We start from the raw sequence: 20,491 nt of genomic DNA, 5'->3' as shown, positions 1-20,491 counted from the left end.
TGACCGTCCGGTGCGATGCAACTTTCTCGAGGGTCGGTCGTTTCCTATCCTGGATCACGTGACGGCCGAGGTTCTCCCACGGCCCGACCACTGTGCTGCAGTGGAAGCACTGACGCTCAAGGGACGGCCTCGGCATGACCCAAAGTCTTCCGACACGGTCTCAGCTCCAGCGCCTCATGGCGCCCGATGCATTCTGGTGGTCCACCGGAATCGAGGATACGTTCATCACGGCCCCACACCCCGTGACCGGGCGGACCCTGGATGAGTACGAGCTGACCGGGCATTACGACCGCTGGGACAGCGATCTTGGCCTTGTCGCCGAGCTCGGCGTGCCCTGCGCCCGCTACGGCGTGCCCTGGCATCACATTCAGCCCGAACCGAACCGCTGGGACTGGTCCTTCCCGGACAAAACGTTGGGGCGTCTGCTCGACCTCGGAGTGGAGCCCCAGGTCGACCTTGTCCATTACGGGTTGCCGGCGTGGATCGAAGGCGCGTTCCTTCATCCAGACTACCCGAAGCTCGTCTCCGATTATGCGGGCCGCCTCGCCGAGCGCTTCCGCGGGCGGATCACGTGGTACACGCCGCTCAACGAGCCCCGTATCACCGGTTGGTACTGTGGGCGGCTCGGCTGGTGGCCACCGTTCCGACGCAGCTGGCCCGGCTTCGTGGCGCTGATGCTGGCCATCGCGCGGGGCATGGTCGAAACGGTCAAGGCGCTGGAATCGGTGGATCCCGAGATCGTGCCCTATTTCGTTGATGCCACCGACCTCTTCGACACCGACGAGCCCGAATTCGAGGACGAGGCGAAGCGCCGGCAGGAGATCGTCTTCCTGGCGCTCGATCTCGTCTCGGGACGGGTGAACGAGCGCCATCCGCTGTGGACATGGCTGTTGAAGAACGGCGCACGGGAGGCCGATCTCACGTATTTCCTCGACAATGCCGTCGCGCTTCCCGTCATCGGCATGAACCTCTATCCGATGTTTACGCAGAAGAAGTTGCTGCGCGATGCCGGGGGCCGGTTCCGCATTCGGATGCCCTATGCGGGAAGCGACCTCATCACGCGGCTTGGGCGCCTCTATCATGAGCGCTATCGCGCTCCGCTCATGATCTCTGAAACGGCCTCGATCGGCTCCCTGCGCCGCCGACTCGACTGGCTCGACCAATCGGTCGCGGCTACGAGGCAACTGCGCAGCGAAGGGATTCCTCTGGTCGGATATACCTGGTGGCCCATGTTCGCCCTCGTCACCTGGGCCTATCGCCAGGGCCGACGGCCCGTAACGGAGCATCTTGCCCAGATGGGCCTGTGGGACATCGTTCCGGATTCGACGGACCAGCTGCGCCGGGTGAGAACCCCTGGCGTGGATGAGTACCGACGTCTTGTGCAAAGCGGGACAGAGATCGTCGGCAGACGGCCGGAACCCGCGCCGCTCGCCGCTGCGGCGGCGCATCGAAGCAGGGGGAAACTTGATGTTTCGTAGCTTCTTTCTGGCCGGGTTCGAGGGCTCCACGGGTTACAACCGGCACGGCCAATGGTTTGACCAGGTGGTCGCGACGGGCCACGAACAGACGGTCGATGACGATTACCGGCAGCTTTCGGAGCTAGGCATTCACGCAGCCCGCGAGACCGTCCGCTGGCCTCTGGTGGATATCGGGAACGGGCGCTACGACTTCTCCACGGTCGATCCGTTCGTCAACGCGGCGCGCCGCCATGGCGTCGAGGTGATCTGGGATCTCTTCCACTATGGCTATCCGGAGGGTCTCGACCTGTGGGGCGAAGAGTTTCCGATGCGCTTTGCCGACTACTGCTATGCGGTTGGCCGCTACATCGCCCGGCGGACCGAAGGAGTGTGTGCCTTCACGCCCTTGAACGAGCCCTCCTTCATGGCCTATGCGGGAGGTGAGAAGGGCCTGTTCGCACCCCATGTCACCGGACGCGGATGGGACCTCAAGGTCGCCCTCGCGCGCGCCGCCATCGAAGGCATCAACGCCTTGTGGGCAGCCTGCCCGGGGGCGCGCATGATCAACGCCGATCCGCTGTGCCGCGTGGCCTGCCCGCCAGGTCGTCCCGACCTCCAGGAGGAGGTGCGCGACTTTAACGAGCGACTCGTGTTCCAGAGCTGGGACATGCTGTGCGGGCGGCTTCTGCCCGAGCTCGGGGGCAGTCGCGAGCATCTCGACGTCGTGGGCATCAATTACTATTGGACGAACCAGTGGGAATGGAGCGGCACGGCGGATGCCGACGGGGTCATCCCGCCGCTCGACGATGACGATCCGCGCCGGCGGTCCTTGAGCGGTCTCGTCCGCTCCGTATGGGAGCGCTACGGCGGGGAGGTAATGATTACGGAAACCAGCCACGTCGGCGATCGCCGGAGCCACTGGCTGCACGAGGTCGCGCGAGAGGCGGAATCCCTGCTCCATGCCCGCGTTCCGCTCCGCGGTGTGTGCCTCTATCCCATCCTCGGCATGCCGGAATGGCATGACCCGGAAACATGGACGCCGATGGGCCTGTGGGATCCTGTCTGCCACCGGGAGCCGCACGGCGAGCGGCTGATCTGCGAGCCCATGCTCGAAGCCCTTCGGTCCGTACGACATGTGGATGAACTTCACCACGCATTGCTCGCCCGTGGGGAGGCGAACGACAGACGCAGGGCGACAAGGCCTATCGCGGCCGAGTAATCGTTGCGCCGCCTTCCCTGCGAATGTCCTCGCCGGCCGCGAGGACAGGCGTGAGTGGAGACCGCATGTTGTTCAGGATCGTATCGGCAAGACCCTCGCCACGTTGTGCACTCTTCTCATGGAGGCCTGGCACCTAGAGGGTCTTCGACCACGATTTCTGGCAGGCCCGACATTTGCAGCCAACCGGCTTGATGAACATGTCGAAATAGTTCTTGCCGTAATTGTAGGTGATTTCGTCACCGGGCCTGATGCGCTTGATCGCCTTGATGCGGATCCTGCCCCGCGACACAATTGCCTGGGCATTCGGCCGACAGGAATGATTGATGTAGCGGGCCGTGTTCCAGCGCGGAGACCCATCGATGGTCCAGCGGCTATTGAGCTCGAACAGGTAGCGCGTGTTTCGGCGGCGGCTGACCTCTTCGCCCGAGATCCGCGGTCCGATATAGTCGATGATGAACTTTCCCTTCTCGATGACCTCGGTTGCAAACAGGCCGAGGCCGGTCTCGGACCGGCCGATGCGAAAAGGATTGTTCGAGGGTGTTGTTGTCATCGCGACGGAACACTTCAATGCGTTGCAGGCCAGGGTGCGGTTTCGATGATCTTCCGCGCCGGGTCAAGGAGGCGCCGTGGCTAGGAAACGATCGAGCCGGCAAAAGTATCCTCGCCATGCTCTTCACGGCGTCTCAGCCAGGACCGCCATTCGATATAATCGGATGGAGCACTTGTCCCGCAGGAGGCCGGATCGTAACAGTTCCTGCCGAACGGACGAATGAAGTGCAACGGGGCGCATGCCCTGCCGGAGAGCGACAGCCATGGAGATCGGCCTCTACACCTTCGGCGACATCGGCGCCGACCCGGCAACGGGACAGCGGATCGGTCCCGCCGAACGTCTCCGAAACCTCATGGAGGAGATCGCGCTCGCCGATCAGGTGGGGCTTGATGTGTTTGGCCTCGGAGAGCATCACCGGCCCGACTATGCGATTTCGGCGCCGGCGGTGGTCCTGGCCGCGGCGGCGGTCCAGACGAAGCGCATCCGCCTCACGAGTGCCGTTACGGTTCTGAGCTCCGACGATCCAATCCGGGTGTTCCAGCAGTTCGCCACGCTCGACAATCTCAGCGAGGGGCGGGCGGAGATCATGGCTGGCCGCGGCTCCTTCATCGAGTCGTTCCCGCTCTTCGGCTATGACCTTGAGGATTATGACACGCTCTTTACGGAGAAGCTGCAGCTTCTCATGCGGCTCAATGAAAGCGAGCGCGTCACTTGGCCCGGCGGTCAGCACACGCGTCCGATCGTCGACCGCGGCCTCTATCCGCGGCCCTACCGAGGGACGTTGCCGATCTGGATCGCGGTGGGAGGAACACCGCAATCCGTCGCCCGTGCGGGGATGCTCAATCTGCCTCTGGCGCTCGCCATCATCGGGGGCGAGCCCGCGAGGTTTGCGCCCCTGTTCGAACTCTACCGGCAGGCGGCCCGGCGAGCGGGCCACGACCCGGAGAGGCTGATGACGTCCATCAACGTGCATGGCTTCGTGGCCGATACCTCCCAGGACGCCGCCGACACATTCTATGCCCCGCAGGCAGAGGTGATGAACCGGATCGGGCGCGAGCGCGGCTGGCCACCGACCAGTCGTTCGCACTTCGATGCAGCCCGGGGGCCGCGCGGCGCACTCTTCGTCGGAAGTCCCGCTGAGGTGACGGACAAGATCCTGGCGGCCCATGAGATCTTCCGGTTCGACCGGATCATGATTCAGATGGCGATCGGTGTCCTGGAGCACGGCAAGCTGATGCGAGCCATCGAGATCCTGGGCACGAAGGTGGCGCCCGACGTGCGCAAGGCGATTGGATCGGGGACATAATCCGGCGCCGGCAATGCTCTGGGGCCAGGTCGTCAGGGACCTCTGGTCACGATGCCGCGTGTGGAGCTCATGGACGACCGCAGGCGGATGGCATGGGCGATGATTGGCCGATGCTGACTTGAGGCGACAGCTCGCGACCTTGTTCCACCTGCCCATCCTCGGAGACAAAGGTGCAGTTCCGCCCCGCCGCCTTGGCGCGATAGAGGGCGGCATCGGCTGCCTCGAAAAGGTCCCGGCTCGAGCCATCGCGCGATGGTCGCGCCGTGGCGACGCCGATGCTGACGGTTGCCACCTCGCAGGGGGCGCCAGGATGAAGAATCCGCAGGTCGATCACGGCCTGGCGGATGGTCTCGGCAACCAACCGGGCTCCGGACGAGTCGGTTTCGGGAAGGAGGACAGCGAACTCTTCGCCGCCATAGCGCGCGGCGATGTCGCGCGGACGCCGGATGCTTCCGTTCAGCGTGCGGGCGATGGCGCCGAGCACTTCATCGCCTCGCCCGTGACCACAGCGATCGTTGTAGTTCTTGAAGAAATCCACATCGATATAGAGCAGCGAGAGCGCCGCTCCCGAGCGCGCCGCCTGCCGCCACTCGCGCTCGAAGGTCTCGCGAAAGCCGCGCCGGTTCGGCAGCCCTGTCAGGTCGTCGGTGCGGGCCAGGCGCCGCAGCTTGATCTCAGCTTGCTTGCGTCGCTTCAACTCCCGCTGAAACAGCACCATAAGTCCAACGACGCCCAGGCACAGGGCCCCGGTGACAAGGCCCTGGATGACAGCCCTTCGTTTCCAGGCCGCGAAAACCTCATCGACGGAAAGTGCGACCGTGAGAATGAGAGGGAACCTGTCCAGGTGTTCATAGGAGATGAAACGGCGAACGCCGTCGATCGGCGAAATGGATTCGAAACTGTCGGACTTTGTCTGCAGCAGGCGCCGGACCTCGGGCGAAGTGCTGAAATCGAGGCCGACCTGAGTCTCATTGAAGGGATACCGTGTCAGCAGGATTCCATCGCTTCGGAAAAGGTTGATCGTGCCCTTCTGACCCAGCCGAAGATTTTCGAACATCTGGTTGAGACTGGCGAGGGGAATGGCACCCATGACAATGCCCGTAAAGCGTCCATCGCGCTCGGGAAGTCTGCGGCTCATCGCGATGCTCAACTCGCCGCCTCTCAGCCTGCTGCCGAACGGTCGGCTGACATACAGGCCGATATACGTGTTGTCCCTATGGGCGGTGAAGTAGTCCCGGTTGGATACGTTCAGAGTGCGCGGTGCGATGATCGGACCCGCATCGGCGATCAGGCTGCCGTTCTCGTCGGTAATCAGAAGCGAGCCCATGAAGGGAGCGGAGACGGAACGGTCGAACAATACCCGGTGCTGGAGCTCCGGAGGAAGTTCGCTGAACCCGACGGTGCGCAATCCTTCCAGCGATCCCTTCAGCGAGAGGTCGAGCAACTCGAGATCGCTCGTCAGATCGCGCGCGAGGGCTGTCAGGACGTTGCGGGTCGACTTTTGAGCCTCCTGCCAGGTGTCGATGCGATCAGTCCATAAGACATTTGCCGAAACTGAAAGAATACCTAGCGCGATGGCGCCAGCGATTAGGTTTAGATAGACGCCCGACAGAAGACGCTTCATTATATCTTAACACGCAGCCCCAACTGACCACATTTATAGCAACGAATGGCAAGGGGATGATAGAATGAAGATTGTAGTTATCACATTAACTTGAAGATCAATTCTCGGTTCTGTTGGCCGGAGTGACGGGTCCGGGCGCGGGGCTGCTTCAGAGCGCGCACAAAGTTTCATCATGATCACAGGACCGCGCGGGCGCCGCTTCAAGGCGCCTGCGACGGATTCCGTGATCAGATGATATGATCGCGACCGTTAGAATTATCGATTGGAACTGATCGGCATTTGTCTCTAGGATTCTGAAAAAGATGATCCGCAGCGATCCCGTCGTCGACAACGACGCGATCGGCTTGCGACTGATTCTGCGCCGGATGGGGGGCTCCAGGAATAAGGCCACGGCCGAAAGAGGAGACAGCCATGGACAAGAAGCCCACAGACACACATTCCGGCAAAACGGCATCGCCGGGCGTGTCGGATAAGGTCCTGACCAACCGCCAGGGGCACCCGATCACCAACAACCAGTCGCAGCGCACCGTCGGCAGTCGCGGCCCGGCTACCCTGGAGAATTACCAGTTTCTCGAAAAGATCACGCATTTCGACCGCGAGCGCATTCCCGAGCGCGTCGTCCATGCCCGTGGGTTCGTTTGCTACGGCGAACTGGAAGCGACCGGCAAGATCGGGGATGAGCCCGCTTCCAAATATACGCGGGCCAAGCTGTTTCAGCAGGCAGGAAAGAAGACTCCTCTCGCCATCCGTTTCTCCACCGTCATCGGCGGCCGCGATTCATCCGAGGTCGCGCGCGATCCGCGCGGATTTGCGGTCAAGTTCTATACGGAAGACGGCAACTGGGATCTCGTGGGCAACAACCTTGCGATCTTCTTCATTCGCGACGCGATCAAGTTCCCGGATGTCATCCATGCCCTCAAGCCCGATCCCGTCACTTTTCGCCAGGAGCCGAACCGGATCTTCGACTTCATGAGCCAGACACCGGAATCCATGCATATGCTGACGCACCTGTTCAGCCCGCGTGGAATTCCCGCCAACTACCGGCATATGGAAGGTTTCGGCGTCAATACGTACAAGATGGTCAACGCCCAGGGCGAAACCGTCCTGGTCAAGTACCACTTCCATCCGCGCTGCGGCGTCGCCAGCCTGACCGCGGAGGAAGCGGCCAGGGTTCAGGGCCAGGATCTCGGCTCCGCCTCCAAGGATCTCTACGAGGCCATCGAGCGTGGCGATCATCCGAAATGGGATATGTTCGTCCAGATCATGGAGGACCACGACCATCAGGAGCTGGACTGGGATCCCCTGGACGACACCAAAATCTGGCCGGAGAAGGATTTCCCATTGCGGCACATCGCCGTCATGACCCTGAACCGCAATGTCGAGGACCATTTCAACGAGAACGAGCAGATTGCCATGGGAACGGGCGTCCTCGTGGACGGGCTCGACTTCTCGGACGACAAGATGCTGGTGGGCCGCACCTTCTCCTATTCCGATACCCAGCGCCATCGTGTCGGCACGAACTACCTGCAGCTTCCGGTCAACCAGGCCAAGAACGCGCATGTGGCGACCAACCTGAACGGGGGCCAGATGTCCTTTCAGCGGGACCTGGCTCCGGGACAGAACCCTCATGTGAACTATGAACCGTCCGTCCATGACGGATTGCGGGAATCCCCCCATGAAGCGCCCAACAATCCGCCAGAGATCCGAGGGCGGCTGACCCGCAGCGTCATCGACCGGCGGAACGACTATGTGCAGCCACGTGGTCGCTACTGCACCATGATGGAGTGGGAACGGGATGATCTGGTTCTGAACATGGGCACGCTTCTGGGCCAGTGCGAGCGGGATGTGCAGGAGCGCATGGTCTGGCACATGTTCCTGGTCCATGACGATTACGGTCGCCGCGTGGCCGAGATGTTGGGGATGACGGCAGACGATGTCCGTGGCCTCCCGCCGCTGCCGAAACAGGTGCTCACGGACGAGGACCGGCGGCGCTTGCAAAATCTCGGCAAGAACGGCGACAAGATCGACCCGTCTGTTTGGGGCCAGTGGACGAGTTCGGTGAAGAACCACAAGGCCACCGCGGAAGAGGTTCTCGGCGGCATGAAGCAGAGTCCTGCCAAATCGGCGATGGGACAGGCGGCGGAATAGGGCGGACGCGACTATTGCTGCGGGCGGCGACACCATCGCCGCCCTTTCTTCGCGTGGAAGAGCGCCCCCGGGAGTTTGTCCGCCTGCTTCGCGATCAGTCAGGCGGCGTGCCCGGCAGTGTCGTGCCGGTCACGCTTGCGTACAGGCGGGCGAGGGAGGAATCGTCGTCACGCCCCATCCCGGCTCCGGATGTCATCAGAAACATCTGCAGCGCGGCGGCCGCGATCGGCACCGGGAACTTCGCGCTGCGCGCCATGTCCTGGATGATACCGAGATCCTTCACGAAGATGTCGACCGCGCTGCGGGGTTGGTAATCGCCGTCAAGCACGTGCGGGATGCGGTTCTCGAACATCCATGAATTGCCGGCGGAAGCGGTGATGACTTCATAGACCTTCCGGATATCGAGGTCCTGCTTTGCCGCGAAGGTGATCGCCTCGCAGGCGGCCGCTATGTGCACGCCCGCCAGCAGTTGGTTGATCATCTTGAAGGCCGCCCCCTGTCCCGGCTGGTCGCCGAGTTCGTAGACGGTCGCGGCCATGGCCTTCAAGGCGGGGGCTGCTGCGGCGAATGCCGGCCGGCTTCCGGAGGCGAGAATGGTGAGGGCTCCTTCGGCAGCCCGCTGGGCTCCCCCGCTGATCGGCGCATCGAGATAGTGACGTCCGCTCTCCTCGAGCCGCGCCGCGAGATGGCGCGCCGTCTGCGGATCCATGGTCGCCGACGACACGAAGGCAGCGCCTTCCGGCATCGCCGCGGCAACTCCATCCGGCTGGAACAGAATGGCCTCGGTCTGTGCCGCGTTCAGCACGACCGAAACGACGATCCTGGCGCCTTGGGCGGCTTCCGAAGGGGAGGCTGCGCCACGGCCCCCTTGCGCGACGAACCGCTCGACTGCGGCCTTGTCCACATCGTAACCGACGACATCGAACCCGGCGCGCCTCAAGGAGGATGCCATGCCGAACCCCATCGAGCCGAGCCCGATGACGGCGACGCGAGGCAACGTCGTGTTCGCCGCATCCGATTGAAAGCTCATCGTTTCCTCCGCCGACCTTGCAAGCCTGACGAGCCGCCCACGTCCGCGCGGTGCGACAGGCTGCTGCCTGCAACGTCGCGGGCCTATTGACACCCTCGCCAGCATGCGATGCTATTGGCTTCATAGGTGGTATGACAAGTGGCATTATCAGTGAAACGGACAGGATCCGTGCCATCCCACTCGCCCGCTCCCAAGATCCATGAGCAGATTGGGCGGCAGCTCGAGGCCATGATCCTGGACGGGACCTACCAGCCTGGCGACACCCTTCCATCGGAACGCCAGTTGATGGGTACCTTCGGTGTCGGCCGCCCCGCCGTCCGCGAGGCGTTGCTCTCCCTCGAACAGGCCGGGATCGTGCGGCTGCGCAGCGGCAGTCCCGCTGTCGTGACGCGGGTAACGCCGCGCAAGGTCCTGTCGGGCCTCTCCATTCCAGTGCGCGCGTTCATGAACGACGAGGCCGGAATCCGCGAGCTCCAAGGGGCGCGCAAGATTGCCGAATGCGCCATCGCGCGCCACGCCGCTCTCCACCGCACACCGGAGGATCTCGACAGAATCCGCCGGGCTCTCGATGGCAACGCTGCCGCGCTCGGCAATCTCTCCCTCTTCGAGCGGACGGATATCGACTTTCATGCCGAAATCGTCCGGACAGTTCGCAACCGCATCTTCGAGGAGACGCTTCTGGCCTTGAGCGACTGGCTGCTCGAACAGAGACGGATGACCCTGAGGACCCCGGGCCAGGCCGAGACGGCGCTGGCCTTCCACACCGCTATCTTTGCGGCGATCGAGAAAGGGGATCCGGACGCGGCGGAGCGCGCCATGGCGAGCCATATGGACCAGACGGCGGATGTCTATTGGAAGGTTGCACGATGAAAGAACCCCGTTCCAGCAGAGCCGGGCTGGCATTCGGAGCCGTTGCGGACGATATCACCGGGGCTTCGGACCTTGCGAACACCCTCGTGCGCGGCGGCATGTCCACGGTGCTGGCGATCGGTGTACCGGATGCGGATGTTCACGACGCGTCGGCTGTGGTGATCGGCCTGAAGACCCGCACGATCCGTGCCGATGATGCGGTTCGGGAATCGCTCGCAGCCTATCGCTGGCTTGCCGACCGGGGGGCTGGTGACGTGATGGTCAAATACTGCTCGACCTTCGACTCGACGGAGCACGGAAACATCGGACCGGTTGTCGATGCGATCCTTGAGGCGTCGGGTCGGCGTCTGTCGGTGATCTGTCCCGCATTCCCGACCAATAAGAGGACCGTCTACAAGGGCCGTCTGTTCGTCGGGGACGTGCCCCTCGACGAGTCGAGCATGCGCGACCATCCGCTGACGCCCATGCGGGATGCGAGTCTCGTCCGTCTCATGGGCCACCAGACGCGGCACGCGGTCGGCCTCATACCCTGGGAAATCGTCGCGCAGGGAGCGGGGGCGATTGCGACGGCGCTTCAAGACCTGTCGGGCCAAGGCAAGCGCCACGCTGTCGTTGATGCTCTGACGGATCAGGATTTGCATGCGATCGCGCAGGCCGCGCGGGGAAGGGCGCTGCTGACGGGCGGATCAGGCATCGCTGTCGGCGTACCTGCCCTCTGCCGGTCATCGGGAGCATTGGAAGGGGGCCAGGCAGCCGGCCTCCCTCATATTCCTGGGCCGTCCATCATCCTGGCAGGGAGCTGCTCGGCTGCGACCAACGCACAGGTCTCTGCCTTCGAGGCTGCCGGGGGGGCCGCCTTCAGGATCGATCCGCTCGCACTCGCGGCCGATCCGGGCGCCCTGAACGCAGCTACCGAATGGATGCGCCGGAACCTTGGAGACCGGCCCGTGCTGATCTACTCGACGGCCAAGCCCGACTCCTTGCGCGATGCGCAGTCGAGAATTGGGACCGAGGTGGCGGCCCATCTCGTGGAGGATGCCTTCGGACACCTCGCCACGCGGGCGGTCGACGCCGGTGCGAGGAGGATCGTGGTCGCGGGCGGCGAGACGTCAGGGGCGGTCATGAATGCCCTTGGCGTGCGGCTTCTGCGGATCGGCCCCGAGATCGATCCGGGCGTGCCGTGGACAGCGACCGTCGACGAACGGCCCATCGCGCTGGCTCTCAAGAGCGGTAATTTCGGCGCAACCGATTTCTTCACCCGCTCTTTTCAGGTGCTGCCATGACGAACGAAGAACATCTGCGTGAGCGGATGGTCCTTCTGGGGCGCTCGCTCTTCGAGCGTGGATTCGGCGTCGGAACCTCCGGCAATATCTCGGTTTGGAGCGGCGACGAACTGCTTGCGACGCCGACCAATTCCTGTCTGGGCCGTCTCGACCCCGCTGGCATCGCCAAGGTGGACAGGAACGGTCGCCATGTCGCCGGGGATCCCCCTACGAAAGAGCTTCCGCTTCATTTCGCGGTCTATGCGGCGAGGCCGGACGACCGGGCCGTGGTTCATCTTCACTCCAGCCATGCAACAGCAGTGTCGTGCCTGGCGGATGTGGATGCCGCCAATGCGCTCCCGCCGCTGACCGCATATCAGGCGATGCGCTTCGGGCGCCTGCCGATTGTTCCCTACTTTCGCCCTGGGGAGCCGGACCCGGGCCGCATGATCGGTCCATACGCGGCATCGTCGCGCGCCGTTCTCCTGGCCAATCACGGATTGCTCGTCAGCGAGACGACACTCGATGCCGCGGTTGCCGTTGCCGAGGAAGTCGAGGAGACATGCAAGCTCTTCCTGATGCTTCGTGGAGCGCAATACAGGACACTGTCGACAGGGCAGCTCGACGAGCTCGCTGCGGTGTTCGGAACCTAGGAGCCGATCGTGCCACGTTTTGCCGCGAACCTGACGATGATGTTCACCGATCGCCCGTTCCTCGATCGGTTCGAAGCTGCCGCGGTGGCGGGTTTCACCGCTGTCGAATTTCTCTTCCCCTACGAGTTCGATGCCCGGGACATTGCCGGCCGGCTGAAGGAGCACGGCCTGACGCAGGCACTGTTCAATATGCCGCCCGGGGATTTCCAGGCGGGAGAGCGCGGCGTGGCCTGTCTGCCCGGGCGAACGGACGAATTTCGCAGGGGCGTCTCAACAGCACTGGCCTACGCCGACGCCCTGGAGTGCGGGAGACTGCACTGCATGGCCGGTGTGAAGCCCGCCGGACGGGGCGACAGTGATAGTTATCGGACCTACCTGGACAATCTCGCCTACGCGGCATCTGAATGCCTCGCGGGAGGTCGCATGCTGCTCATCGAGCCGATCAATGGGCGCGACATCCCGGGCTATCTCCTCCATACCACGACCATGGCGCGCAGGGTGATCGAGGATGTGGGCGCAGAAAACCTTAAGCTGCAGCTCGATCTTTACCATTGTCAGATTTCGGAGGGAGACCTTGCGACCCGCATTCGGGCGAATGCGGACCTGACCGCTCATGTCCAGATCGCAGGTGTCCCGGAACGGCACGAACCGGATCTGGGCGAGGTCAATTACCCCTATCTATTCGACGTGCTCGACGGGACCGGCTTCGAAGGCTTCGTCGGTTGCGAGTATCGGCCGCGGGGGCGTACGGAGGACGGTCTCGGGTGGCTTCAGCCGTATCTCACGGGCTCTCGCAGATGATTGGAGATCGAGCCGGGACAGGAGATGGCAGGAGCCTTGCGGGACCGGCGCCCGCAGAACAGAATGATTTTGACGCGACAGTGGCAGGGAGCTGCATTCTCGATGGCCGCTTCATGCGGTGGGCGGAGACCGGTACGGAAATCGCGTCTGTCCACGAGAGGAAGGAGACGAGAACCTTGGCGATGGCATGTGCCTTGCAGAGTGAAGAGGGATGAATCTTCGGTTTGTGGAGACGTTCCTCTGGGTGGCGCGGCTCGGGAGCTTCAGCGCGGCGGCCGAACGCCTGAACACGACCCAGGCGGCCATCTCGAACAGGATCGCCACATTGGAGCGCGACCTGGGCATACAGCTGTTCGAGCGGGATGCCCGCTGCGTGCGCCTCACCGATCTCGGTCAGCAGGTCATTCCGAAGGCCGAAGAATTGATCCGGGTGGCGGACGAGTTCCGTGACGCGGTCAGCGATCCCGGTAGCCTGCGCGGCACGATCAGGATCGGCACGATCGATTCGATCGTCTATGCGTGGTTGCCGCAGCTCATCGAGAAGATCAGGGAACGCTATCCCAGCGTCGCCATCGATCTGAATACGGACACCAGTCTCAATCTGGGACGGGAGGTGATCGACCGCAAAACCGATCTCGCATTGATCCTGGGGCCCGTCACGGCGCCGGGGATCATCAACCTTGACCTCTGCACCTTCGCTTGTACATGGCTTGCCAGCCCGAGCCTCGGATTGCCACCTGGGCCACTCAGTCTTGCCGAGATCGCCCATCACCCCATCCTGGCCTATTCCCGTGCCAGCATTGCCCATCTTCGCATTCAGCGGCTTCTGGCCGACGAAGGGATCGAGAATCCGACCATCTACAATTCCAACTCGCTGGCGACGATCATGAGGCTGGCGAAGGACGGAATTGGGATCACACCGCTCCCGACCGTCATCGTCCGCGAACATCTCGAGGCGGGCACCCTGGTGGCCCTCGATGTCACTCCGGCCTTTGCTCCGCTGACCTTTCACGCCGTCTACTCGGATCATCCAGGCAACCTGATTTCGGCGGTGATCGCCCGGATGTCCCAGGAAGTGGCACGGGAATTTTCCGAAGCCCAGGAGGACGGGGCCTCCTGGTGACGTGCTCAGGCGCTGCCGAAAAGATTCCTTGTGCAGTGCAGAACAAGCAAAACTTGTCCTTCAGGGAAAGTATTTCACGTTTGCCACGGTTCGGACCGCACGCTCACATTCCGGCCTCAGTTCCAACGGAGGCCGGACGTGAAAGTCAGTCTAATCCAAATGAACTCGCAGAATGACAAGGCGGAAAATCTCAAGACCGCCGCTGCGATGATCGAAAAGGCAGTCAAGGATGAGGCGCCCGACCTCATCGTCCTGCCGGAATATTATGCCTTCCTCGGGGAAGGCCGTGACAACATCCACGCCAGCGCCGAGACGTTTCCGGACGGCGATGCCTATCGCCTGATGTCGGACTTGGCGGCCCGACACAAAGTAACGATCCATGCGGGCAGCGTGGTCGAGCGGCATGGCAACAATCATTACAACACGACCGTGGTCTTCGGACCGAAGGGCCAGGAACTCGCCCGCTACCGCAAGATCCATCTGTTTGATGTCGATATTCCGGGCGGTACCAGTTACCGGGAATCGGACACCATCAGCCGAGGCGAGGACGTCGTGACCTACAAGGTGGGCGACGTCACCGTCGGTTGCGCCATCTGCTACGATATTCGCTTCCCCGAGCTCTTCCGCAAGCTGCGTGATGCCGGCTCGGACGTGATCGTCCTCCCCGCCGCCTTCACCCTCATGACCGGCAAGGATCACTGGGAGACGCTCGCCCGCGCTCGCGCGATCGAGACGCAGACCTATTTCCTCGCGGTGGGCCAGGTGCTGTCGAATTCCGATGGCAAAAAATGGTGCTGGGGGCACTCCATGGTCATCGATCCCTGGGGGCATATCGTCGCCCAATGCACGGACCGGGTGACCAGCACCGCCGCGCGCCTCGAGCTCGACTATATCGATCATGTGCGCCGCAACGTGCCGGTAGCCCAGCATCACGTTCTGTCCTAAGGAGCAATTTCGATGTTCATCGTCAATGACATGCCGAAGCAGATCTCCAGGGAACTCGTGGAGCTGCTGGAGCGAGTGGAGACTGCCACCGTCGGTCACTTCCTGCATTCCGGCTTCGTGGACCGCGAGCTGCGGGCGGTGCTGCCGGAGAAGCGTGTTGCAGGAACCGCCGTGACCGTGAGGCTGCCTCATGCCGACAGCACGATCCTGCACTATCTCACCAAGCTCGTGCGGCCCGGCGACATCGTCGTCGTCGACCGCTGCGGGGACACCCGGCATGCCTGCTGGGGTGGAGTGATTACCCATTCCATGAAGATCGCCGGCGTGAAGGCCGGCATCGTCGATGGTCCCGCGACGGATTTCTCGGAGATCCGCAATGTCCAGATGCCCATGTGGTGTCGCGGGCCGTCGCCCATCACCACCAAAATTCTCGGCCTCGAAGGCGCCATCAATGTGCCGGTGACGGTTGGAGGACAGGTCGTGGAGCCCGGCGATGCGATCCTTGCCGACGAGAGCGGCGTGATCGTGCTGCATCCTTCCGAGGCGAAGGCCGTGGCCGAGCGCGCCATCGGGATGCAGGAGAACGAGATCAAGCTGCTCGAGCGGTTGCGCAACGGCGAGAAACTGCCCGATATTTCCGGCGCCACCCGCCTCGTGGAAGAGAAGGCCCTTCGCGTCGCCTGACGCGGAGGCAACGAGAAAAGTCACGCAACAGAGGGAAAACGGACCATGACAAGAATGCGTACCTTACTCGGCATCTCGGCGATCGCCTTCGCGGTTTCGAGCCCGGCCTGGGCGGAAACGGTGACCCTGGCGGCTTATTCCGGCATCTTCCAGGATCATTATACGAAGGCGGTCGTCGAGCCTTTCATGAAGGCGCATCCCGATATCAAGGTCGAGTTCTACGGAATGCCGAACTCGGCCCAGATGCTCGGCACGCTCCGTGCCCAGAAATCGGCCCCCCAGATCGACGTCGTGATCATGGACGTATCGGTCGCGAAGGCAGGCACGGATGAAGGCCTGTTCGACAAGGTCGATGAGAGCGTGTCGAAGAACGTCGCCGATCTTTATCCTTCCGCCAGGGCCCAAGGCGTCAACGGCGTCGCGGTGACCTTCGACAATCTGGTTCTGCTCTACAACAAGGATCAGGTGAAGGCCGCGCCGACCTCGTGGAACGCATTGTGGGACAAACAGTATGCCGGCAAGGTGGCCATCCCGGCCGTGCCCGACATCCAGGGCACTACGCTGACCGTCATCGCCAACAAGATGGCGGGCGGCGACGATTACAAGAAGAGCGTCGAGTCGGGCATCGCCAAGCTCGGAGAGTTGGCGCCGAACGTGCAGACCTGGGATCCGAAGCCGGACGTCTATGCCCCTATCGCCAACGGACAGGCCGCCTTGGGTATCGGGTGGAACGCCCGCGCGCAGGTTTATGCGGACTCGTCGGGCGGGAAGCTCGGCGTGGTGTTGCCGCAGGAAGGCAGCGGCTTCCAGATCAACACCATCAACCTCGTGAAAAGTGCACCGAACAGCAAGGCAGCCAAGACCTTCATCGACTATGCTCTCTCGCCCGAAGCGCAGGCCGCTTTCACGGAAGAGATGTTCTACGCACCGACCAACTCCAAGGCGAAGATCTCGCAGACTGCTCTCGCGCGGACAGCCGCCGGGTCCATGGACAAGATGATCGACATCGACTGGATCGCCGTCGCCGGGATCCGCGACAAGATCACGGAGCAGTGGCGCCGTCGCGTCATTCCACTCAGCCGTTGAACCGGTCGTCCACTGCCCACGAAAGGTTTCGGAGCGCGTCATGATGCATCAGAAGATTCTCACCGGGTCACCAACGGCGTTGAACGATCATAGCGCGCATCTGTGCCTTCAGGGCCTTACGAAGCGCTACGGCGATGCCCTCGCCGTGGCAGCTCTGGATCTCGATGTCCCCAAAGGGGAGCTTGTCGCGCTTCTCGGCCCCTCCGGTTGCGGCAAGACCACGACCCTGCGCATGATCGCGGGGCTGATCCATCCAAGCGAGGGGCGCATCGTCGTGGGTGGCAACGACATCACCCAGATGCCGGTCTACAAGCGCGACATGGGCCTCGTCTTCCAGAGCTATGCCCTGTTCCCTCACATGAGCGTGGCGAAAAATGTGGCGTTCGGCCTGGAAATGCGCTCCGTGCAGAAACCTGAAATCGAACGGCGGGTGAGGGAGGCGCTTGCCATGGTTCGACTCGAGGCCTTGGCCGAGCGCAAGCCCCGTGAGCTGTCCGGCGGTCAGCAGCAGCGCGTCGCGCTGGCCCGGGCCCTGGTGATACGCCCCTCGATCCTGCTCCTTGATGAGCCGCTCTCGAACCTCGATGCAAAGCTGCGCGACGAAATGCGCAACGAGATTCGCGACATTCAGCAGAACCTCGGAATCACGGCTGTGTTCGTGACGCACGATCAGGTAGAGGCGCTCAGCATGTGCGACAAGGTCGTCGTCATGAAGGGTGGCAGGCTCGAGCAGGTCGGGACGCCGGTCGATGTCTACGAGCAGCCGGCCACGCCCTTCGTGGCGTCCTTCGTCGGTCGGACGAACCGCCTCGAGGGAATGGGCAAGGGCGATGGCACCGTCTCGGCCGGCGGAGCGGTGCTGCGTGTCCCTGGACACCCGGTAGGCCCGGTCGAGATCATGATGCGGCCGCATCGCGTCCGGCTTGCGGAACCGGACGGTGCGCAGGGGACCGCGGGAGAGGGAAGCAACAGGCTCGACGGCCGCCTCACCCGTGTGACCTTCGTGGGTGATCTGCTGCAATACCATGTGGACGTGAACGGGGCGGAGCTGATCGTCGAGGCAGCGTCCGATCACGGCCGGGTCTTCCGCACCGTCGGTGCGCCGGTCTCGCTCACCTGGCGTGTCGACGACACCCTGGTGTTCGGGAGGACTGCATGAGCACGGCCGTCGTCGCGCCGGTCAATGCCATGCCGCGCCCGGCTCTCGGCCGGGCCGGAACGGCGACCCTTCTGCTGCTGCCGATTGCGCTCGTAAACGCCGTCGGATTCCTCCTGCCTGTCCTCAATCTCCTACGGATGTCCTTCAACGAGGCGCTCTCAGGGGGCGGCATCCGCGAGACCGTCACCCTCGCGAACTGGATTGGCCTGTTCGGCGATGCGTTCTACCTCGATCTGATCGTCAACTCGGTCGTTGTGAGCCTCACGATCACGGTTCTCACGTTGATCCTGTCCTACCCCATCGCCCTGTACCTGCACCGCAGCACAGGGCGCTGGCGCACATTCCTGACGGTGCTCGTCATATCGCCGCTGCTCACGTCAGCCGTCGTGCGGACCTATGGCTGGATCGCGCTTCTCGCCGATCAGGGGCCGATCGTCGGCGCCATCTCGGGTCTCGGTTTTTCGCCGCCGCGCCTGATGTTCAATACCACGGGCGTGGTGATCGGCCTCGTCGAGATCCTGATGCCATACATGATCCTTTCCTTGCTCGCCGGGTTCGGACGGCTCGATCCACGGGTGGAGGAGGCGGCCATGACCCTTGGCGCCCGCCCTGTCAGAACCTTCTGGCGCGTGATCCTGCCGCTGACACTCCCGGGCATCGCGCTCGGCTGCCTCCTCTGCTTCGTGCTGGCGGTTTCGTCCTTCATCACGCCGAAGCTCCTGGGCGGAGGACGGGTCTTTCTCCTGGCGACGGAGATCTATGATCAGGCCATCGTCACCCTGAACTGGCCACTCGCCGCGACGCTCTCGATCCTCGTGCTTGTCATTTTCGGAGCGGCGCTCGCCATCTATGCCCGAATTCTGCGCGCCATCGACTAGGAGACCATCATGGAAACACACCAGACATCGTGGCCCATGAAGATCCTGGTTGCGGCACTTTTCCTGTTCCTGCTTGCCCCCGTCATCCTCGTCGTGCCGATTTCATTCAGCGGTGAGCAGATCCTGTCGTTCCCGCCCCAGAGCTGGTCCTTGCGCTGGTATGCGGCCTTGCTCGAGAACTCTGCGATCATCTCGGCTTTCTGGACGAGCCTCCTCCTGGGAGCCATCGTCACGATTCTGTCGCTCGCGATCGCCATTCCTGCGGCGTATGTGATCGTCCGCATGCGAACGGCAGGATCGGGCTTTCTCTACAACCTGTTCACCGCCCCGTTGCTGCTTCCAACCATCGTTCTCGGACTTGCGATCCTGATTGTCTTTGCGTCGGCGGGGTTCCTTGGCTCATTCTGGGGTCTCGTCATCGGGCATCTCGTCATCACTCTGCCCTATGCGCTGCGCGTGCTGGCGACGACGCTCGGCAATCTTCCCCTTGCCTGCGAGGAGGCGGCCTCGACCCTGGGCGGTCGCCCACTGACGGTTTTCCGACGGGTGACCCTTCCGATGATGGGGCCCGGCATCGTCGCCGCCACGGCCCTCTGCTTCCTGGTGTCGTTCGATGAGGTGGTCATCACGCTCTTCCTTACCGGCCCGCGGCTGACCACGTTGCCGGTGGAGCTGTTCCATCACGTGGAGAGTCGTGCCGACCCGCTTGTGGCAAGCGTCTCCGTGCTTCTCATTCTGCTGACGCTCGGCGTCGTCATGATCGTGGATCGTACGGTCGGCCTGTCCAAGACCTTCGTGAAGTAACTATTCGCAGGCCTAGGCCATGGACGAAGCAGCGCCGGCCAGCGACCGGTGGATATGGCCATATCCCACAGGGGTATAAGGGGTCACACGGACGAAGAGCGATGCCCAGGCCACTTTCAGACAAGGCTGGAACCGGTTCGCCGTCCGAAAACGCGGCAGATGTCGACCTTCAGAAGCGCCCTACGATGCCCCAAGGCGCGATCCGGCCTAGCCGGCGGTGTCCAGCTCCAGTGCGTAGGCCGTTGTTGATTTCACGCGCTGCATGGCAAAACGGGAGGTCACATTCTTGAGGGGGATCGCCTCGATCAGGCGCTTGTAGAAGCGGTCATAGGCGGCCATGTCATGGACGACCACACGAAGCATGTAGTCCACGTCGCCTGCCATGCGATAGAACTCCATGACTTCCGGCATGGCGGAGACGAATTCTGCGAAATGCTGCAGCCATTGGCCGGAGTGATCCGAAGTTTCAATCGAGACGAACACGGTCAGCCCGAGGCCGACCTTTTCGGGATCGACAAGCGCGACGCGTTTCTGGATGACCCCAGAGGCCTCCAGGCGCTGGACCCGCTTCCAGCACGGCGTCTGGGACAGGTTGACCCTCTGGGCAACCTCGGCAATCGAGAGACTCGCATCCTCCTGAAGGAGCATGAGAATCTTGGTGTCGATGGCATCCATCAAGAGTCCTGTAAACTTAGAAACATTTTCTTGAAATTTGCGCTATGTCGAAAGATTTCGCCTCCTTGCGGCTCGGTTCGAGCCGCAAGGAGAATAACTTTCTAGATAAAATGAAATTCACGACAAGGGAAGTTCCGTCCATTCTGGTCGATCGGAGTCCTGGCCCAACTCAGCGTTCAGCGTCGGCGAGGCTCTGTGGAGACACGCCCCGCGCATG

General features: G+C 62.8%; 19 protein-coding genes. 15 read left to right on the top strand and 4 right to left on the bottom strand.

The annotated features are described in order from the left end of the window. Positions 1 to 134 precede the first annotated feature (134 nt). The gene (locus tag AC522E_RS11095) at positions 135 to 1,478 is read left to right on the top strand and encodes a family 1 glycosylhydrolase (protein WP_500750513.1); all 1,344 of its coding nucleotides are present in this window, start codon (positions 135 to 137) and stop codon (positions 1,476 to 1,478) included. After that, positions 1,468 to 2,676, top strand: coding sequence for a glycoside hydrolase (locus tag AC522E_RS11090; protein WP_500750512.1), 1,209 nt, complete (start codon positions 1,468 to 1,470; stop codon positions 2,674 to 2,676). The genes AC522E_RS11095 and AC522E_RS11090 overlap by 11 nt, the downstream gene beginning before the upstream one ends. Positions 2,677 to 2,809: 133 nt before the next feature. Here AC522E_RS11090 and AC522E_RS11085 read toward each other — a convergent pair whose 3' ends face one another. Beyond that, on the bottom strand, positions 2,810 to 3,226 hold the full coding sequence (locus AC522E_RS11085; RefSeq protein WP_500750511.1) for an SET domain-containing protein: 417 nt from the start codon (positions 3,224 to 3,226) through the stop codon (positions 2,810 to 2,812). A gap of 262 nt (positions 3,227 to 3,488) precedes the next feature. On the opposite strand from AC522E_RS11085, the gene AC522E_RS11080 reads away from it, so the two are divergent. Further along, positions 3,489 to 4,532, top strand: a complete 1,044-nt coding sequence (locus tag AC522E_RS11080) for an LLM class flavin-dependent oxidoreductase (RefSeq protein WP_500750510.1) — start codon at positions 3,489 to 3,491, stop codon at positions 4,530 to 4,532. 67 nt (positions 4,533 to 4,599) lie between these two features. Here the strand turns inward: AC522E_RS11080 and AC522E_RS11075 are convergent, their stop codons facing one another. Next, positions 4,600 to 6,156, bottom strand: coding sequence for a sensor domain-containing diguanylate cyclase (locus AC522E_RS11075; RefSeq protein ID WP_500750509.1), 1,557 nt, complete (start codon positions 6,154 to 6,156; stop codon positions 4,600 to 4,602). Positions 6,157 to 6,567: 411 nt separating this feature from the next. Between AC522E_RS11075 and AC522E_RS11070 the strand changes: the two genes are divergently transcribed. Beyond that, the gene (locus tag AC522E_RS11070) at positions 6,568 to 8,304 is read left to right on the top strand and encodes a catalase (RefSeq protein WP_500750508.1); all 1,737 of its coding nucleotides are present in this window, start codon (positions 6,568 to 6,570) and stop codon (positions 8,302 to 8,304) included. A gap of 94 nt (positions 8,305 to 8,398) precedes the next feature. Here the strand turns inward: AC522E_RS11070 and ltnD are convergent, their stop codons facing one another. After that, entirely contained in the window at positions 8,399 to 9,334 is a 936-nt protein-coding gene (gene ltnD / locus AC522E_RS11065) for an L-threonate dehydrogenase (RefSeq protein WP_500750507.1), read from the bottom strand. A 168-nt stretch (positions 9,335 to 9,502) separates the two neighbouring features. On the opposite strand from ltnD, the gene AC522E_RS11060 reads away from it, so the two are divergent. The 11 genes from AC522E_RS11060 to AC522E_RS11010 all read left to right on the top strand — a co-directional run bounded on the left by AC522E_RS11060 (position 9,503) and on the right by AC522E_RS11010 (position 19,599). After that, positions 9,503 to 10,204: an FCD domain-containing protein gene (locus tag AC522E_RS11060; RefSeq protein WP_500750506.1), complete on the top strand. Its 702-nt coding sequence runs from the start codon at positions 9,503 to 9,505 to the stop codon at positions 10,202 to 10,204. Beyond that, positions 10,201 to 11,487 carry a 3-oxo-tetronate kinase gene (otnK, locus tag AC522E_RS11055; RefSeq protein WP_500750505.1) on the top strand — a complete coding sequence of 429 codons (1,287 nt, stop codon included), beginning with the start codon at positions 10,201 to 10,203 and terminating at the stop codon, positions 11,485 to 11,487. The genes AC522E_RS11060 and otnK overlap by 4 nt, the downstream gene beginning before the upstream one ends. Continuing rightward, positions 11,484 to 12,119 (top strand): 3-oxo-tetronate 4-phosphate decarboxylase, encoded by a 636-nt coding sequence (gene otnC / locus AC522E_RS11050; protein ID WP_500750504.1) that lies wholly within the window; start codon positions 11,484 to 11,486, stop codon positions 12,117 to 12,119. The genes otnK and otnC overlap by 4 nt, the downstream gene beginning before the upstream one ends. Before the next feature lie 9 nt (positions 12,120 to 12,128). Next, complete coding sequence (otnI, locus tag AC522E_RS11045) at positions 12,129 to 12,920, top strand: 2-oxo-tetronate isomerase (protein ID WP_500750503.1); 792 nt, start codon at positions 12,129 to 12,131, stop codon at positions 12,918 to 12,920. A gap of 211 nt (positions 12,921 to 13,131) precedes the next feature. Next, entirely contained in the window at positions 13,132 to 14,043 is a 912-nt protein-coding gene (locus tag AC522E_RS11040; protein WP_500750502.1) for a LysR family transcriptional regulator, read from the top strand. A 138-nt stretch (positions 14,044 to 14,181) separates the two neighbouring features. After that, complete coding sequence (locus tag AC522E_RS11035) at positions 14,182 to 14,988, top strand: carbon-nitrogen hydrolase family protein (RefSeq protein WP_500750501.1); 807 nt, start codon at positions 14,182 to 14,184, stop codon at positions 14,986 to 14,988. A 12-nt stretch (positions 14,989 to 15,000) separates the two neighbouring features. After that, positions 15,001 to 15,672 (top strand): RraA family protein, encoded by a 672-nt coding sequence (locus AC522E_RS11030; protein ID WP_500750500.1) that lies wholly within the window; start codon positions 15,001 to 15,003, stop codon positions 15,670 to 15,672. Positions 15,673 to 15,717: 45 nt separating this feature from the next. Beyond that, a complete protein-coding gene (locus AC522E_RS11025; protein ID WP_500750498.1) occupies positions 15,718 to 16,758 on the top strand; it encodes an ABC transporter substrate-binding protein in 1,041 nt (346 codons plus the stop codon). Positions 16,759 to 16,798: 40 nt separating this feature from the next. Next, positions 16,799 to 17,917, top strand: coding sequence for an ABC transporter ATP-binding protein (locus tag AC522E_RS11020; protein WP_500750497.1), 1,119 nt, complete (start codon positions 16,799 to 16,801; stop codon positions 17,915 to 17,917). Positions 17,918 to 17,946: 29 nt separating this feature from the next. Further along, entirely contained in the window at positions 17,947 to 18,795 is an 849-nt protein-coding gene (locus AC522E_RS11015; RefSeq protein WP_500750653.1) for an ABC transporter permease, read from the top strand. 9 nt (positions 18,796 to 18,804) lie between these two features. Then, the gene (locus tag AC522E_RS11010; protein WP_500750496.1) at positions 18,805 to 19,599 is read left to right on the top strand and encodes an ABC transporter permease; all 795 of its coding nucleotides are present in this window, start codon (positions 18,805 to 18,807) and stop codon (positions 19,597 to 19,599) included. A 207-nt stretch (positions 19,600 to 19,806) separates the two neighbouring features. On the opposite strand, the gene AC522E_RS11005 is transcribed toward AC522E_RS11010, so the two are convergent. After that, the gene (locus AC522E_RS11005; protein ID WP_500750495.1) at positions 19,807 to 20,274 is read right to left on the bottom strand and encodes an Lrp/AsnC family transcriptional regulator; all 468 of its coding nucleotides are present in this window, start codon (positions 20,272 to 20,274) and stop codon (positions 19,807 to 19,809) included. Between the last annotated feature and the right edge of the window lie 217 nt (positions 20,275 to 20,491).

The sequence above is a fragment of the Microvirga sp. BF8 genome (assembly GCF_059888585.1).
This window is presented reverse-complemented; position numbering and strand designations above follow the sequence as displayed.